13 protein-coding genes are annotated in these 15,573 nt (G+C 71.2%); 10 read left to right on the forward strand and 3 right to left on the reverse strand.

Going from position 1 to position 15,573, the window contains the following annotated elements:
- The first annotated feature begins 131 nt into the window (after positions 1-131).
- The 5 genes from M1R94_RS05705 to ilvC all read left to right on the forward strand — a co-directional run bounded on the left by M1R94_RS05705 (position 132) and on the right by ilvC (position 6,517).
- Positions 132-800 carry a VOC family protein gene (locus tag M1R94_RS05705; RefSeq protein WP_249380709.1) on the forward strand — a complete coding sequence of 223 codons (669 nt, stop codon included), beginning with the start codon at positions 132-134 and terminating at the stop codon, positions 798-800.
- A 74-nt stretch (positions 801-874) separates the two neighbouring features.
- The gene (ilvD, locus tag M1R94_RS05710; RefSeq protein WP_249380710.1) at positions 875-2,596 is read left to right on the forward strand and encodes a dihydroxy-acid dehydratase; all 1,722 of its coding nucleotides are present in this window, start codon (positions 875-877) and stop codon (positions 2,594-2,596) included.
- 312 nt (positions 2,597-2,908) lie between these two features.
- Complete coding sequence (locus M1R94_RS05715; RefSeq protein ID WP_249380711.1) at positions 2,909-4,819, forward strand: acetolactate synthase large subunit; 1,911 nt, start codon at positions 2,909-2,911, stop codon at positions 4,817-4,819.
- Positions 4,820-4,898: 79 nt separating this feature from the next.
- The gene (gene ilvN, locus M1R94_RS05720) at positions 4,899-5,423 is read left to right on the forward strand and encodes an acetolactate synthase small subunit (protein WP_249380712.1); all 525 of its coding nucleotides are present in this window, start codon (positions 4,899-4,901) and stop codon (positions 5,421-5,423) included.
- Positions 5,424-5,488: 65 nt separating this feature from the next.
- Positions 5,489-6,517: a ketol-acid reductoisomerase gene (gene ilvC / locus M1R94_RS05725; protein WP_249380713.1), complete on the forward strand. Its 1,029-nt coding sequence runs from the start codon at positions 5,489-5,491 to the stop codon at positions 6,515-6,517.
- Positions 6,518-6,589: 72 nt separating this feature from the next.
- On the opposite strand, the gene M1R94_RS05730 is transcribed toward ilvC, so the two are convergent.
- Positions 6,590-7,561 carry a YihY/virulence factor BrkB family protein gene (locus M1R94_RS05730; protein WP_249380714.1) on the reverse strand — a complete coding sequence of 324 codons (972 nt, stop codon included), beginning with the start codon at positions 7,559-7,561 and terminating at the stop codon, positions 6,590-6,592.
- A gap of 105 nt (positions 7,562-7,666) precedes the next feature.
- On the opposite strand from M1R94_RS05730, the gene M1R94_RS05735 reads away from it, so the two are divergent.
- The 4 genes from M1R94_RS05735 (at position 7,667) to cimA (ending at position 12,513) form a co-directional block, all read left to right on the forward strand.
- Positions 7,667-8,248, forward strand: a complete 582-nt coding sequence (locus M1R94_RS05735) for an ASCH domain-containing protein (protein ID WP_249380715.1) — start codon at positions 7,667-7,669, stop codon at positions 8,246-8,248.
- 56 nt (positions 8,249-8,304) lie between these two features.
- A complete protein-coding gene (locus M1R94_RS05740; RefSeq protein ID WP_249380716.1) occupies positions 8,305-9,348 on the forward strand; it encodes a 3-isopropylmalate dehydrogenase in 1,044 nt (347 codons plus the stop codon).
- 97 nt (positions 9,349-9,445) lie between these two features.
- Positions 9,446-10,573 carry a branched-chain amino acid aminotransferase gene (locus M1R94_RS05745; protein WP_249380933.1) on the forward strand — a complete coding sequence of 376 codons (1,128 nt, stop codon included), beginning with the start codon at positions 9,446-9,448 and terminating at the stop codon, positions 10,571-10,573.
- Between the two features lie 338 nt (positions 10,574-10,911).
- Positions 10,912-12,513 (forward strand): citramalate synthase, encoded by a 1,602-nt coding sequence (gene cimA / locus M1R94_RS05750; RefSeq protein WP_308199878.1) that lies wholly within the window; start codon positions 10,912-10,914, stop codon positions 12,511-12,513.
- A 60-nt stretch (positions 12,514-12,573) separates the two neighbouring features.
- Here the strand turns inward: cimA and M1R94_RS05755 are convergent, their stop codons facing one another.
- Positions 12,574-13,617 (reverse strand): glutathione S-transferase family protein, encoded by a 1,044-nt coding sequence (locus tag M1R94_RS05755; RefSeq protein WP_249380717.1) that lies wholly within the window; start codon positions 13,615-13,617, stop codon positions 12,574-12,576.
- 107 nt (positions 13,618-13,724) lie between these two features.
- Between M1R94_RS05755 and M1R94_RS05760 the strand changes: the two genes are divergently transcribed.
- A complete protein-coding gene (locus M1R94_RS05760) occupies positions 13,725-14,774 on the forward strand; it encodes a lipoate--protein ligase family protein (RefSeq protein ID WP_249380718.1) in 1,050 nt (349 codons plus the stop codon).
- Positions 14,775-14,813: 39 nt separating this feature from the next.
- Here the strand turns inward: M1R94_RS05760 and M1R94_RS05765 are convergent, their stop codons facing one another.
- Entirely contained in the window at positions 14,814-15,524 is a 711-nt protein-coding gene (locus M1R94_RS05765; protein WP_249380719.1) for a YggS family pyridoxal phosphate-dependent enzyme, read from the reverse strand.
- Positions 15,525-15,573: the final 49 nt, after the last annotated feature.

Below are 15,573 nucleotides of genomic sequence, written 5' to 3' on the forward strand. Positions count from 1 at the left end.
CCGCCGTCGTCGTGCACGCTAGAAGATGACGTTACGTCAACTGCAAGCCCGGGGGATCACGCACCGCTCTCGGGTCCGCAGGACGCGCCGGCCCGCTCGTGGATGTCCTCCCGGGGTGCCACAGTGAGGGCATGAGCGACCTCTTGCGCGACTCCGAGGTGACCGACGCCCTGGACCCCCGCCACTGGCGGGTGGTGCTGGGCAGGGTGCACGGCACCTTCCGCACCGGTACCTTCACCTGCGGCCTCGAGCTCACCCAGCGGGTCGCCGAGGTCGCCGAGGCCCTCAACCACCACCCCGACGTCGACCTGCGGTACGGCTCGGTCCACCTCTCGACCGTCTCGCACGACGTCGGAGGGCTGACCGGACGAGACGTGGCCCTGGCCGGGGCCGTGTCGGCGGTGGTCGACGAGCTCGGCATCAAGGCGGACACGACTGCTCCCCAGGCGCTCGAGGTCGCGATCGACGCCCTGGACATCCCCGCGGTGGTCCCGTTCTGGCGCGCCGTGCTGGGTTACGCCGAGGAGGTCCCGGTCGCCGAGGACTCCTCACCGGCGCTGGTCGACCCGGCGGGGATCGGGCCGGCGCTCTGGTTCCAGCAGATGGATGCGCCGCGTCCGCAGCGCAACCGGATCCATCTGGACGTGTCGGTCCCGCACGACGTCGCCGAGCAGCGGGTCGCCGCCGCGGTCGCGGCGGGTGGCACCCTGGTCAGCGACGAGCGCGCCCCGGCCTTCTGGGTGCTTGCCGACGTCGAGGGGAACGAGGCCTGCGTGTGCACCTGGCAGGCCCGCGACTGAGGTCGGACCGGGTCAAACGTCCGCACTGCGGCCCTCGCCCTCACGTCCAGGGGGTGCGGTCCTAGACTCCCGGCATGAGCGAGACGACCGACCGAGCCACCGACGCAGCCGTCGACATCAAGCCCCGTAGCCGCCAGGTGACCGACGGTCTGGAGAGCACCGCCTCGCGCGGGATGCTCCGGGCCGTGGGCCTGGGTGACGAGGACTTCGCCAAGCCGCAGATCGGTGTCGCGAGCTCGTGGAACGAGATCACCCCGTGCAACCTGTCCCTCGACCGGCTCGCCAAGGCCGTCAAGAACGGGGTCCACGCGGGTGGTGGGTTCCCGCTCGAGTTCGGGACCATCTCGGTCTCGGACGGCATCTCGATGGGTCACGAGGGCATGCACTTCTCCCTGGTGAGCCGGGACGTCATCGCGGACAGCGTCGAGATCGTCATGCAGGCCGAGCGCCTCGACGGGTCGGTGCTCCTCGCCGGCTGTGACAAGTCGCTGCCCGGCATGCTGATGGCGGCGGCCCGGCTGGACCTGGCCTCGGTCTTCCTCTACGCGGGCTCGATCGCCCCGGGCTGGGTCAAGCTCGAGGACGGCACCGAGAAGGAGGTCACGATCATCGACGCCTTCGAGGCTGTCGGGGCCTGCTCGCGTGGGCTGATGAGCACCGAGGACGTCGGCCGGATCGAACGGGCCATCTGCCCGGGTGAAGGTGCGTGCGGCGGCATGTACACCGCGAACACCATGGCGTCGGTGGCCGAGGCCATGGGGATGTCCCTTCCGGGCTCCGCGGCCCCGCCGTCCGCGGACCGCCGGCGTGACGTCTTCGCGGTGCGCTCGGGCGAGGCCGTGGTCGAGCTGCTGCGGCGGGGCATCACCGCGCGCCAGATCATGACCAAGGAGGCCTTCGAGAACGCGATCGCCGTGGTGATGGCGTTCGGTGGTTCGACCAACGCGGTGCTGCACCTCCTCGCGATCGCCCACGAGGCCGAGGTGGACCTGACCCTCGAGGACTTCTCCCGGGTCGCGGCCAAGGTGCCGCACCTGGGTGACCTCAAGCCGTTCGGGCGCTACGTCATGAACGACGTCGACCGGATCGGCGGTGTGCCGGTGGTGATGAAGGCGCTGCTGGACGCAGGGCTGCTGCACGGTGACTGCCTGACGGTCACGGGCAGGACGGTCGCCGAGAACCTCGCCGAGATCGCTCCGCCCGACCCGGACGGCAAGATCCTGCGCGCGCTGGACAACCCGATCCACCGCACCGGAGGGATCACGATCCTGCACGGATCACTCGCCCCTGAGGGTGCGGTGGTCAAGTCGGCAGGCTTCGACTCCGACGTCTTCGAGGGCACCGCTCGGGTCTTCGAGCGCGAGCGTTCTGCGCTTGACGCCCTCGCCGACGGCACCATCCAGGCCGGCGACGTCGTGGTCATCCGGTACGAGGGCCCCAAGGGCGGCCCCGGGATGCGCGAGATGCTCGCCATCACCGGCGCCATCAAGGGGGCAGGCCTCGGCAAGGACGTGCTGCTGCTGACGGACGGACGCTTCTCGGGGGGGACGACGGGCCTGTGCGTGGGCCACGTCGCCCCCGAGGCGGTCGACGCCGGCCCGATCGCCTTCGTGCGGGACGGTGACCGGATCCGCCTGGACATGGCCCACAGCACCCTCGACCTGCTGGTCGAGCCCGCGGAGCTGGCCGAGCGAGCCGTCGGCTGGTCGCCGCTGCCCCCCACCTACACGCGGGGTGTGCTCGCGAAGTACGCGAAGCTCGTCCAGTCGGCCTCGACCGGTGCCGTCCTGATCTGACCTCTGGCGCCGGGCCCGCCCCCGCTGGTCCCACGGGGTGCGGGCCCGTCGCAGCCCACGCGCGACGTCCGCGATGCGGACTCGTGGACCACGATGCGAGACGGCGTGCGAACGGCGTGACAGCGAGGCGTGCGAGGCGTAGTGTCTCGCCTGTGCAGACGACTCTCGTAGTACTCACCTAGGCGCCGGCGACAGCTCCCAGGTCTCGTCAGCGCTCACCCCTCGACACGCCCCCCGTGGGCCGAGGGGTTTTTTCATGCACCAGCACCAGCACCGCACCGTGTCACCAGCACCGACGCCAGGGAGATACCGATGGTCCAGGGCCCGCACCCGGCTCCTGCCGTGAGCAGCCGTCCTCACGACGCTGCCCGCCCCGTCCCGCAGCCGACGCCCGTCCCGGTCGTCACCCCCGCCGACGTGGTCCGCCCCTCGGGTGTCCCAGGTCCCGTGGCGACCGCCCGGACCGTCGCCAGCACGCCGGCGACCGGTGCGCAGTCGATCGTGCGCTCGCTCGAGGAGGCCGGGGTCGAGATCGTCTTCGGCATCCCGGGCGGGGCGATCCTGCCCACCTACGACCCGCTGATGGACTCCACCCGGCTGCGGCACATCCTGGTGCGGCACGAGCAGGGGGCCGGGCACGCCGCCTCGGGCTACGCCCACGCGACCGGTCGGGTCGGGGTGTGCATGGCGACCTCGGGCCCGGGGGCCACGAACCTCGTCACGCCGATCGCGGACGCGAACATGGACTCGATCCCGATGGTCGCGATCACCGGGCAGGTCGGGGCCTCCATGATCGGCACCGACGCGTTCCAGGAGGCCGACATCGTCGGCATCACCCTTCCGGTGACCAAGCACAACTTCCTGGTGACCGACCCCGACGAGATCCCGCGGGTGATCGCCGAGGCGTTCCACATCGCCAGCACGGGACGGCCCGGTCCTGTCCTGGTGGACATCGCGAAGTCGGCGATGCAGGCCCAGACGACGTTCTCCTGGCCTCAGGACTTCGCGCTGCCGGGCTACCACCCGGTGGTCAAGCCGCACGCCAAGCAGGTCCGAGAGGCTGCTCGGCTCCTGGCGACCGCCCGCCGCCCGGTGCTCTACGTGGGTGGCGGCGCGATCCGTTCGGGGGCGAGCGCCGAGCTGCGCAAGCTGGTCGACGCCTCCGGGGCACCGGCCGTGACCACCCTGATGGCACGTGGGGCACTGCCCGACTCCCACCCCCAGAACCTCGGGATGCCCGGGATGCACGGGACGGTTCCCGCAGTCGCCGCCCTGCAGAAGGCCGACCTGATCGTCGCCCTCGGCGCGCGTTTCGACGACCGCGTCACCGGCAAGCTCTCGTCCTTCGCCCCGCACGCGACGATCGTGCACGCCGACATCGACCCGGCCGAGATCGGCAAGAACCGACGGGTGGACGTGCCGATCGTCGGTGACCTGCGCGAGGTGATCAGCGACCTGCTGCCCGAGCTCGCCCGCGAGCACACCCAGCACGGCAAGCCCGACCTCGAGGGCTGGTGGCGCCAGATCGACGACTGGCGCGAGACCTTCCCGCTGGGCTTCACCGAGCCCGAGGACGGCCAGCTCTCCCCGCAGCACGTCATCTCGCGGATCGGCGCGCTCACCGGCCCCGACGCGATCTACGTCGCAGGAGTGGGGCAGCACCAGATGTGGGCCGCGCAGTTCATCCGGTACGAGCGACCCAACAGCTGGCTCAACTCCGGAGGCCTGGGGACCATGGGGTACTCGGTGCCCGCTGCCATGGGGGCCAAGGTGGGTGCTCCGGACCGCACGGTCTGGGCGATCGACGGTGACGGCTGCTTCCAGATGACCAACCAGGAGCTCGCCACCTGCACCATCAACGAGATCCCGATCAAGGTCGCTGTGATCAACAACTCCTCGCTGGGCATGGTGCGGCAGTGGCAGACCCTCTTCTACGAGTCGCGCTACTCCAACACCGACCTGCACACCGGTCACGGCACGGCGCGCGTGCCGGACTTCGTCAAGCTGGCCGACGCCTACGGCTGCGTCGGGCTGCGCTGCGAGACCCTGGCCGACGTCGACGCGACGATCAAGCGCGCCAACGAGATCGACGACCGGCCCGTGGTCGTGGACTTCACCGTCTCGCGTGACGCCATGGTGTGGCCGATGGTGGCCGCAGGCGTCAGCAACGACGAGATCCAGTACGCCCGGGGCATCAGCCCCGCCTGGGACCGGGAGGAGTGATGGGCCACCGGTCCTGCAACCCTGTCCCGCTCGTCGCGGCGAACCTGCCGCACGCCACGTCCCCGGAAGAAGGTGCATCATGAGCAGGCACACGCTGTCGGTGCTCGTCGAGAACAAGCCCGGCGTGCTGACCCGCGTGGCGGGGCTGTTCGCCCGCCGCTCGTTCAACATCCACTCGCTCGCGGTGGGCCCCACCGAGCACGACGAGATCTCGCGGATCACGGTGGTCGTCGACGTCGACGAGCTGCCGCTCGAGCAGGTCACCAAGCAGCTCAACAAGCTCATCAACATCATCAAGATCGTCGAGCTCGAGCAGGACTCGTCGGTGCAGCGTGAGCTCCTGCTGGTCAAGGTCCGCGCGGAGCTCGCGATCCGCTCGCACGTCCTGGAGGTCGTCGAGCTGTTCCGGGCACGCGTCGTGGACGTCGTCCCGGACGCGGTGACGATCGAGGCGACCGGGGGACCGGGCAAGCTCGACGCCCTCCTGGCGGCCCTCGAGCCCTTCGGCATCCGGGAGATCGTGCAGTCCGGGACCGTGGCCATCGGCCGCGGCTCTCGTTCGATCACCGACCGAGCACTGGAACGCGTCCACCGCTCCGCCTGACTTCCCCCAGACTTGTGCTGCTGCACGCCCGTCAACCCGATCGCCCCTAGCAAGGAGACACACCCGTGGCTGAGCTGTTCTACGACGACGATGCCGACCTGTCCATCATCGCCGGCCGCAAGGTCGCCGTCATCGGTTACGGCAGCCAGGGCCACGCCCACTCGCTGAACCTGCGCGACTCGGGGATCGACGTGCGCGTCGGTCTGCGGGAGGGCTCGCCGTCGCGCGCCAAGGCGCAGGAGCAGGGGCTGCGTGTGGCTACCGTGGCCGAGGCGGTCAAGGAGGCCGACGTCGTCGTCGTGCTGGCCCCCGACCAGGTCCAGCGCCACGTGTACCGCGACGAGATCGCGCCCCACCTGCGTGAGGGTGCTGCGCTGGTCTTCGGCCACGGCTTCAACATCCGGTTCGGCTACATCACACCCCCCGAGGGCGTCGACGTCGTGATGGTCGCGCCCAAGGGCCCGGGGCACCTCGTGCGCCGTGAGTACGAGGCCGGCCGTGGCGTCCCGGTGATCGTCGCGGTCGAGCAGGACGCGACCGGCTCGGCCTGGGAGCTCGCGCTCTCCTACGCCAAGGCCATCGGCGGGCTGCGCGCCGGTGGGATCAAGACCACTTTCACCGAGGAGACCGAGACCGATCTCTTCGGCGAGCAGGCGGTGCTCTGCGGCGGTGCCTCGCAGCTGGTCCAGTATGGCTTCGAGACCCTGACCGAGGCCGGCTACCAGCCTGAGGTCGCCTACTTCGAGGTGCTGCACGAGCTCAAGCTCATCGTCGACCTGATGGTCGAGGGTGGCATCGCCAAGCAGCGCTGGAGCGTCTCGGACACCGCCGAGTACGGGGACTACGTCTCGGGCCCCCGCGTGATCGACCCGTCGGTCAAGGAGAACATGAAGGCCGTGCTCGCCGACATCCAGTCAGGTGCCTTCGCCGAGCGGTTCATCGGTGACCAGGACGCCGGGGGCCCCGAGTTCGCGGCGCTGCGGGCGAAGGGTGAGGCGCACCCGATCGAGTCGACCGGCCGCGAGCTGCGCAAGATGTTCTCGTGGGTCAAGGACACCGAGTCGGACTACACCGAGGGCTCGGCCGCGCGCTGACCTCGCTGGACGCTGACGCCCGTCGTCCCCTCAGGGGGCGGCGGGCGTCCTCGCGCTCGGGCCGACGACGGCTCAGGCCTGCGTGTCGGGGGTGGGGCGGCCCACGGCGGTGTCGGCCTTGACGGCGCCTCGCGCGCCGCGGGGTCGGTCGGGGCCGACGGTGGTGTCCGCGTCGGTCTGGTGCTCGGCCTCGGCGTTGATCTCCGCGCCGAAGAGCACGGCCATGCTGGTCAGCCACATCCAGATCTGCAGGACGACCACCCCGGCCAGCGCGCCGTAGGTCTCGGCGTAGCGCCCCAGGACGGACACGTAGAGCGAGAAGCCGCCCGAGGCGAGCAGCCAGATCGCGGTCGCCACCACGGCTCCGACGCTGACCCACGGCACTCGTGCTGCACGGCGCTGCGGGCCGTGACGGTAGATGATCCCCAGCGCGAGGACCGAGACGGCGAGGATCACCACCCATCGACCGAGGTTGATCGTGAGTCGTCCGGCGTCGCTGCCGCCCAGCAGCAGCGGGACGACACCGGCCAGTGCGAGCAGGACGGAGACCACGACGACCGAGCCGAGGGTGAACAGCAGGGCCATCGCCCGGCGCTTGAGGAAGCCGACACGCTCGGTCTCCTCGTAGGCGAGGTTGACAGCGGTGATCAGGTGGGCCACCCCGATCGAGGCCGAGACGAGAGCGATCACCACCGAGAGGGCCAGGCCCAGGGAGAGCCCCTGCCGATCGGTGGCGGTGAGGCTCTCGAGCTGGTCGGTCACCAGGTCGAGGCCCTGCTGGGGCAGGATCGCGGAGAGCGCCGAGACGTGCCGGTTGATCTCCTCGGGGTTGGCGACGAGGCCGTAGACGAGCACCGCGGCGATCAGCGACGGGAACAGGGCGAGGAAGCCGAAGAAGGCGACCCCCGCGGCGATCAGCGGAACCCGGTCGGCTCCCGAGCGCCTGATCGCGCGGACCAGGATCTGCCACCAGCCCCGCGCGGGGATCCCGGAGGGTCGGGTGGAGTGGGCACCGGGGTACCGGGACTCGTGGGGGTCGCCCATGTGTCCGACTCCTTCGCTCGACGACGTGCGGTGAGGCCAGTGTGGTGGGTGCGGCGTCCACGTGCCGGATGGGGCCTCCGGCGCCGGGCTGCGATGATCGGTGGCATGACGCCCACAGATCACCACCGTCCTGCCGACGAGCCCGTCCCCGGTGAGGACTCTGGCGCCGGGGGTGCGGACGCGCCCGACGGGGACGAGATCATGGACTTCTGGGAGCTCGCGCGCGGCAGTGCGGGTCTGGGCCGGCTCGCAGTGGTCACCGGGGTCGGCGCCCAGGCGGGCGTCGCGCCGCCCGCCTGGGCCTTCGGCGACTCCCCGCGGCTCGCCGACGAGCTGCTCGGGCTGGTCCTGGACGGGGTCAAGACCGCGGCGTCGGTGTCGGTGGCCGAGCTCGAGGCAGCCGGCGAGCCCGTGCCGAGCCCGGGCGACCTGTCGATCGTCCTGGACGGTCGCGGCCACCCGCGCGCCCTGCTGCGCACGACCGCGGTGCGGGTGGTCCCCTTCGACGAGGTCGACGACGAGCACGCCGAGCGTGAGGGGGAGGACGACCGGACGCTCGCCTCGTGGCGTCACGAGCACGAGAGGTACTTCCGCCGGGTGCTGGCCGAGCTCGGGCAGGAGTTCGAGCCGACGATGCCCGTGGTGCTCGAGCGGTTCGAGTGCCGGTTCCCGGCACCACGGCGCTGACCGTCCCGTGAGACGGGCGTCCCGAAGGGTGGGACCCAGAGGCTAGGATCGACCGCATGACACGCACCGTTCGTCTGGCAGTCGTCGCGGGTGACGGCATCGGCACCGAGGTCGTCGAGCAAGGGCTCGCGGTGCTCGACGCGGCGTTGCGCGGAAGCGACGTCACGATCACCCCGACCGAGTTCGATCTCGGCGCCCGGCGGTGGCACACGACCGGCGAGACCCTCACCGACACCGACCTCGCGGCGGTCCGCGAGCACGACGCGATCCTGCTCGGCGCGATCGGCGACCCTGAGGTGCCGTCGGGGGTGCTCGAGCGTGGTCTGCTGCTGCGCCTGCGCTTCGAGCTCGACCACTACGTCAACCTCCGTCCGGCACGGCTCTACCCGGGGGTGCGCTCACCCCTCGCCGACCCGGGCGAGGTCGACTTCGTGGTCGTGCGTGAAGGCACCGAGGGCCCGTACGTGGGCAACGGTGGGGCGATCCGGGTCGGCACCCCGCACGAGGTCGCCAACGAGGTGAGCGTGAACACCGCCTTCGGTGTCGAGCGGGTGGTGCGTGACGCCTTCGCGCGGGCGGCCGCCCGCCCGCGCCGGCACCTGACGCTGGTCCACAAGCACAACGTCCTGGTCCACGCCGGTCATCTGTGGCGCCGGACGGTCGAGGCCGTCAACGCGGACTTCCCGGACGTGACCACGGACTACCTGCACGTGGACGCTGCGACGATCTTCATGACCACCAAGCCCTCACGCTTCGACGTGATCGTGACCGACAACCTCTTCGGGGACATCCTCACCGACCAGGCCGCCGCGATCACCGGCGGGATCGGTCTGGCCGCGTCGGGCAACATCAACCCGACCGGTGCCGCGCCCTCGATGTTCGAGCCGGTTCACGGATCAGCGCCCGACATCGCCGGGCAGGGCAAGGCCGACCCCACGGCAACGGTCCTGAGCGTGAGCATGCTGCTGGCGCACCTGGGCCTGGCCGAGGCCGCCGCCCGCGTCGAGCGGGCTGTCGCCGGGGACCTGGCCGACCGGGGCGACCGAGTACGGTCGACGGCCGAGGTGGGTCACGACCTCGCCGCCCGCGTCGCCGGCTGACCTGCAGCCCGCGCGGGCGTCCTGGGGCTCGCAGCCCGTCCGGCCGTCGTCACCGGTACCGTCAGAGTCGAACCTGGTGAAAGGCCCCACGATGAGCATGACGTCCCTGCCCGAGTCCCCGCGCCCGGCGCCCACGCGAGCCGCCGGAGCCTTCGAGGTCCGGCTCTCCGACTCCCCGCTTCCCGAGCCCGACCGGAGGGCGCTGATCGCGTCGCCGCGTTTCGGCACCGTGTTCACCGACCACATGGCGCGGTGCACCTGGACCGCGGGCGGTGGGTGGAGTGATCGGCGCATCGAGAAGTACGGTCCGCTGAACCTCAACCCCGCCGCGGCTGTGCTGCACTACGGCCAGGAGATCTTCGAGGGTCTCAAGGCCTACCGGCACGCAGACGGCTCGGTGTGGACCTTCCGTCCCGAGGCCAACGCCGCACGGTTCGCCCGCTCGGCCCACCGTCTCGCCCTGCCCCAGCTGTCCGCGGAGGACTTCCTGGGCTCGATCGAGGCGCTCGTGCGCGTGGACGCGGCCTGGGTGCCGTCGGGGGAGGAGACCAGCCTCTACCTGCGTCCGTTCATGTACGCCTCGGAGGACTTCTTGGGTGTGCGGGCGACGCAGCAGGCCGAGTACCTGGTCATCGCCTCGCCGGTCGGCCCGTACTTCGCCGGTGGGGTCAAGCCCGTGTCGATCTGGGTCGCCCAGGACTACCACCGGTCGGGGGCCGGGGGGACGGGGGCTGCCAAGTGCGGCGGCAACTACGCCGCGAGCCTCCTCCCGCAGCAGGAGGCGCAGTCCAAGGGGTGCGACCAGGTGTGCTTCCTCGACGCGTCGACCAACTCGCTGCTCGAGGAGCTCGGCGGGATGAATGTGTTCATCGTCGGTGCGGACGGCAGCGTCGCGACACCCGAGCTCTCGGGCACCATCCTCGAGGGTGTGACGAGGTCCTCGATCCTGCGGCTGCTCGCCGACTCGGGCCACGACGTCCAGGAGCGGCCGATCGCCCTGGCCGAGCTCCGCGCGGGGTTGGCCGACGGGTCGGTGACCGAGGTCTTCGCGTGCGGCACCGCTGCGGTGATCACGCCGATCGGGAGGCTCGCGGGCGCCGACTTCGACCTCGCCGTGGCCGACGGTGCTGCGGGCCGGGTCACGACGGGTCTGCGCGAGGCGCTCACCGACATCCAGTACGGCCGGGCGGCAGACCCCCACGGGTGGATGCACCGTCTGCTCTGAGGTCAGGCGGTCCCGCCCTCGACCGTCCGACGGCCGCCCTGAGACGGAGGTTCTCAGGAGTCGGACGGTGTGGCATGATGCCCACGTGACCCAGATCACCCTCATTATCGAGTAGCGCGTTCGGCACACACCCGCCGAACGCGCAGACCTCCCGTATCCCGGGGGGTCTTTTTGTTGGTCCGGGCACCACCCCCGCCTGACCGGCACGTCGTCCGCACCACCCGGCACCACCCCCGCCGGGCGCCCCTGACGGAGCGCGGGCGACGAGGAATGATGGAACGGCAGGACCAGCACTCCGCCACCGGACCCCCGGTGGTGGCTCGACGAGATGAGCTCCCGTGGACCCCACGACCTTCGACGTGTACGACACGACGCTGCGCGACGGTGCGCAGCAGGAGGGGATGAACCTGTCGGTCTCCGACAAGCTCGCCATCGCGCCCCTGCTCGACGAGCTGGGGGTCGGCTACATCGAGGGCGGGTGGCCCGGGGCGATCCCCAAGGACACCGAGTTCTTCGCCCGCGCGGCCAAGGAGCTCGACCTGCACCACGCGGTGCTCGCCGCCTTCGGGGCGACCCGCAAGGCCGGGACCCGCGCCTGGGAGGACGCCCAGGTGCGTGCGCTGCTCGACTCCGAGGCACCGGTGGTCACTCTCGTCGCCAAGAGCGACCTGCGGCACGTCGAGCGGGCGCTGCGGACCACGGGCGAGGAGAACCTCGCGATGATCACCGACTCGGTGGCCTTCCTGGTCGGCGAGGGGCGCCGGGTGGTCGTGGACGCCGAGCACTTCTTCGACGGCTACCGCTTCGACCCCGCCTACGCGCTGCGTGCGGCCGTGGCGGCCTTCGCGGCCGGTGCCGAGGTGGTCACGCTGTGCGACACGAACGGCGGCATGCTGCCGGGCTGGGTCGCTCAGATCGTCTCCGACGTGCGCGCCGAGGTCGACGGACGCCTGGGCATCCATGCGCACAACGACTCGGGGTGCGCGGTGGCCAACACGTTGGCCGCCGTCGACGCCGGTGCGGTGCACGTCCAGGGCACCGTCAACGGCTACGGCGAGCGCACCGGCAACGCCGACCTGCTCGCCGTGGTGGCGAACCTCGAGCTCAAGGACGGGCGCACCCTGCTCGCGGGTGACGGGCTGCGCGAGCTCACCAGGATCGCCCACGCCATCAGCGAGATCACGAACATCGCGCCGTTCGCCCGGCAGCCGTACGTGGGCGCGAGCGCCTTCGCCCACAAGGCCGGGCTGCACGCGAGCGCGATCAAGGTCGACCCGGACCTCTACCAGCACATCGACCCGACGCTGATCGGCAACGACATGCGCATGCTCGTCTCGGACATGGCAGGTCGGGCCTCGATCGAGCTCAAGGGGCGTGAGCTCGGCTTCGACCTGGCCGGGCAGGGCGAGCTGCTCTCCCGGGTGACTCAGCGGGTCAAGGACGCCGAGGCCCAGGGGTACACCTACGACGCTGCGGACGCCTCGTTCGAGCTGCTGCTGCGTGAGGAGCTGGCGGGGGAGCGGACCAGCTTCTTCGACACCGAGAGCTGGCGGGTGATCGTCGACACCGTCCCGGGCAACCCGGCCGAGGCAATCGCCGAGGCGACGGTCAAGATGGTCGTGGGTGGCTCGCGGGTCATCGCGACCGGGGAGGGCAACGGACCGGTCAACGCCCTGGACCACGCGCTGCGGCTCGCCCTGGTCCCGACCTATCCCGAGGTCGAGCGTTTCGAGCTGATCGACTTCAAGGTGCGCATCCTGGACACCATGCACGGGACCGACGCGGTGACCCGGGTGCTGGTCGAGACGATGGACACCGGCGCCGACACCACCTGGAGCACGGTCGGGGTCGGCCCCAACGTCATCGAGGCCTCGTGGGAGGCGATCGTGGACTCGATCGTCTACGGGCTCGTCCACGCGGGGGTCGAGAAGCGGGGCTGAGCGGCCGGGCGCGGCCACGCGTCGGGCCTGGCCCGACCGCCCCGCGGCAGCGGCCCGGGTTCAGCGCAACGGGGTGTGCGCGGGGTCGACCCGCTCGCCCTCGCGGACCGGGCCGGGCGCCGTCCCGTCGCCGAAGGGTCGCCCGCCGAGCTGCTCGCGACCGTGCTCCGTCATCCACCCCGACAGGTCGGGGCCGGCCGGGACGATCCCGGTGGGGTTGATGTCGCTGTGCACCACGTAGTAGTGCTGCTTGATCTGCTCGAAGTCGATCGTGTCTCCGAACCCGGGGGTCTGGAACAGGTCCCGGGCGTATCCCCACAGGGCCGGCATCTGGGTCAGGGTGCTCCGGTTGCACTTGAAGTGCCCGTGGTAGACGGCGTCGAAGCGCACCAGCGTGGTGAACAGGCGGACGTCGGCCTCGGTGATGCTGTCCCCGACGAGGTAGCGGCGGGTGGTCAGGCGCTCCTCGAGCCAGTCCAGCCCGGCCCAGAGGCGCTCGTGGGCCCGGTCGTAGGCCCCTTGCGACCCGGCGAACCCGCACCGGTAGACGCCGTTGTTGACCTCGGTGAAGACCCGCTCGGCGACCTCGTCGATCTCGGTGCGCAGGTGCTCGGGGTAGAGGTCGGGTGCGCCGTCGCGGTGGTGCTCGCGCCACTGCGTCGACAGGTCCAGGGTGATCTGCGCGAAGTCGTTGGTGACCACCGCCCCGGTCGGCACGTCCACGATCGCGGGTACCGTGATGCCGCGCGGGTAGTCGGGGTCCCGCCGCAGGTAGGCCTCCTGGAGGCGTTCGATGCCCAGCACCGGGTCGCGTCCCTCGGGGTCCAGGTCGAAGGTCCACGACCGTGCGTCGTGGGTGGGACCGGGCAGCCCGACCGACAAGGCGTCCTCGAGGCCCAGCAGGCGACGCACGATCAGCGTGCGGTTCGCCCACGGGCACGCCCGGGCCGCCACCAGGCGGTACCGACCGGCCTCGACGGCGAAGCCGTCCTGGCCGTCGGCGGTGATGCGCGTGGTGATGTAGCGGGAGTCCCGGGTGAACTCCTTGCCCTTGGTCGTGTAGCGACCGCCCTCGGTGTGCTCGGGGTGCTCGTCCTGGGTCATCGGGGCCTCTCTGGTGGTGGAATCTTCAACCAGCCTACGGCGCCGGGGGGTGCGACGCCATCTCAGGCACGTGATCGCCGCACGCCGGCCGGACGTAGGGTGGCCGGATGCGCGGTGAGTACAAGGTGCCCGGTGGCAAGCTCGTGGCGGTCGAGATCGAGGCCGCCCAGGACAGGTTGACGAGGGTCGCGGTGAGCGGGGACTTCTTCCTCGAGCCCGACGACGCCCTCGAGAGCATCGACGGTGCGCTGCTCGGCATGCCCGTCACGGCCACCGTCGCCCAGCTGACCACGGTGATCGAGAGCGTGCTCGGCGCCGGCGTCACCATGGTGGGGTTCACCCCTGAGGCCGTGGCCATCGCGGTGCGGCGAGCGCTGGGGCACGCGACCCGGTGGGAGGACCACGAGTTCGAGATCGTGCACGAGGGCCCGCAGTCACCCGCGATGCACATGGCCCTGGACGAGGCGATGGCCGAGTCGGTCGGTGCGGGCACGCGGCGCCCGACGCTACGGATCTGGGAGTGGGGCGCGTCCGCGGTGGTGATCGGCTCCTTCCAGTCGCTGCGCAACGAGGTCGACCCGGCGGGCGCCGAGCGGCACGGGATCACGGTGGTCCGCCGGGTCTCGGGCGGTGGGGCGATGTTCATCGAGCCGGGCAACACGATCACCTACTCGCTGACCGTCCCCACCTCCCTGGTCGAAGGGCTCAGCTTCGAGCGTTCCTACGCCTTCCTCGACGACTGGGTCATCGGTGCCCTGCGCGGGCTGGGCATCGACGCCACGTACGTCCCGCTCAACGACATCGCCTCACCCTCGGGCAAGATCGCCGGTGCGGCCCAGAAGCGTTTCGCGAGCGGTGCGGTGCTGCACCACGTGACCATGGCCTACGACATCGACGCGACCAAGATGCTCGAGGTGCTGCGCATCGGTCGGGAGAAGATGTCGGACAAGGGCACCGCGAGCGCCAACAAGCGGGTCGACCCCCTGCGCTCGCAGACCGGTCTGCCCCGCGCACAGGTGATCGAGGCGTTCAAGGAGCACTTCCGCGCGCAGTACACGACCGTCGACGGTGCGGTGACCCGGGCTGAGCGTGAGCGTGCCGAGACGCTGGTCGCGACCAAGTTCTCGACCCCGGAGTGGGTCGCCCGGGTGCCGTGATCGCCGCCGCCCGGATGCGGTGAACGTCCCCGACCTCTACTACCTCGGTCGGGCTCCGAAAACCGCGCTGCCGACCCGGACCATCGTCGAGCCCTCGGCCACCGCCGACTCGAGGTCACCGCTCATGCCCATCGACAGCTCGTGCGCCCCCTGCGTCCCGGGCTCCCCGCTGCCGGTCACCGCGTCGCGGACCTCGCGCAGCCGTCGGAAGCCGTCGCGGACCGCTGCGCCCCGGTCCGCGGGGGCCCCGATCGTCATGAACCCGGTCAGCCGCAGGCCGGGCAGGGCGGCGACCGCGGTCGCGAGCCCTGCCGCATCGACCGGGTCCACGCCGTGCTTGGAGTCCTCTCCCGAGACGTTGACCTGCACCATCACCTCGAGCTCGGTGTCCAGTGCCGTGACACGCCGCGAGAGTCGCCCGGCGATCGCCAGGGTGTCGATGCTCTGCACGCAGGTCACCCAGGGCAGCGCTGCGTTGACCTTGTTGGACTGCAGGTGCCCGATCAGGTGGACCGTGGGGGACAGGTCGGTCAGCTCGGGGCCCTTCGTGACGAGCTCCTGGACCCTGTTCTCACCGATCAGCGTGGCGCCTGCACCGATCGCCGCTCGGACCGCCCGCGCATCCTGCGTCTTGGTGGCCAGCAGGAGTCGGACCTCGCCCGGGGCACGGTCGGCAGCGGTCGCGGCCTCGGCGATCCGTCGCCGTACCGCGGCCAGTCGCGCGGCGAGGTCGGCGGTGTCGGGAGTCATGGCTCGTCACCCTAGCCGCCGGTCCAGGGTGCGCCGACCGGCGGTCCGG

Origin of the sequence: Actinotalea alkalitolerans (genome assembly GCF_023369855.1) — a bacterium.
Classification (GTDB): Bacteria; Actinomycetota; Actinomycetes; order Actinomycetales; family Cellulomonadaceae; genus Actinotalea.

Coding starts and splice junctions, on each gene's coding strand:
- ilvN (WP_249380712.1), top strand. CDS start 4,899: ATGAGCAGGCACACGCTGTCGGTGCTCGTCGAGAACAAGCCCGGCGTG.
- M1R94_RS05715 (WP_249380711.1), top strand. CDS start 2,909: ATGGTCCAGGGCCCGCACCCGGCTCCTGCCGTGAGCAGCCGTCCTCAC.
- M1R94_RS05765 (WP_249380719.1), bottom strand. CDS start 15,524: ATGACTCCCGACACCGCCGACCTCGCCGCGCGACTGGCCGCGGTACGG.
- M1R94_RS05755 (WP_249380717.1), bottom strand. CDS start 13,617: ATGACCCAGGACGAGCACCCCGAGCACACCGAGGGCGGTCGCTACACG.
- M1R94_RS05760 (WP_249380718.1), top strand. CDS start 13,725: ATGCGCGGTGAGTACAAGGTGCCCGGTGGCAAGCTCGTGGCGGTCGAG.
- M1R94_RS05705 (WP_249380709.1), top strand. CDS start 132: ATGAGCGACCTCTTGCGCGACTCCGAGGTGACCGACGCCCTGGACCCC.
- ilvD (WP_249380710.1), top strand. CDS start 875: ATGAGCGAGACGACCGACCGAGCCACCGACGCAGCCGTCGACATCAAG.
- M1R94_RS05735 (WP_249380715.1), top strand. CDS start 7,667: ATGACGCCCACAGATCACCACCGTCCTGCCGACGAGCCCGTCCCCGGT.
- M1R94_RS05740 (WP_249380716.1), top strand. CDS start 8,305: ATGACACGCACCGTTCGTCTGGCAGTCGTCGCGGGTGACGGCATCGGC.
- M1R94_RS05745 (WP_249380933.1), top strand. CDS start 9,446: ATGACGTCCCTGCCCGAGTCCCCGCGCCCGGCGCCCACGCGAGCCGCC.
- M1R94_RS05730 (WP_249380714.1), bottom strand. CDS start 7,561: ATGGGCGACCCCCACGAGTCCCGGTACCCCGGTGCCCACTCCACCCGA.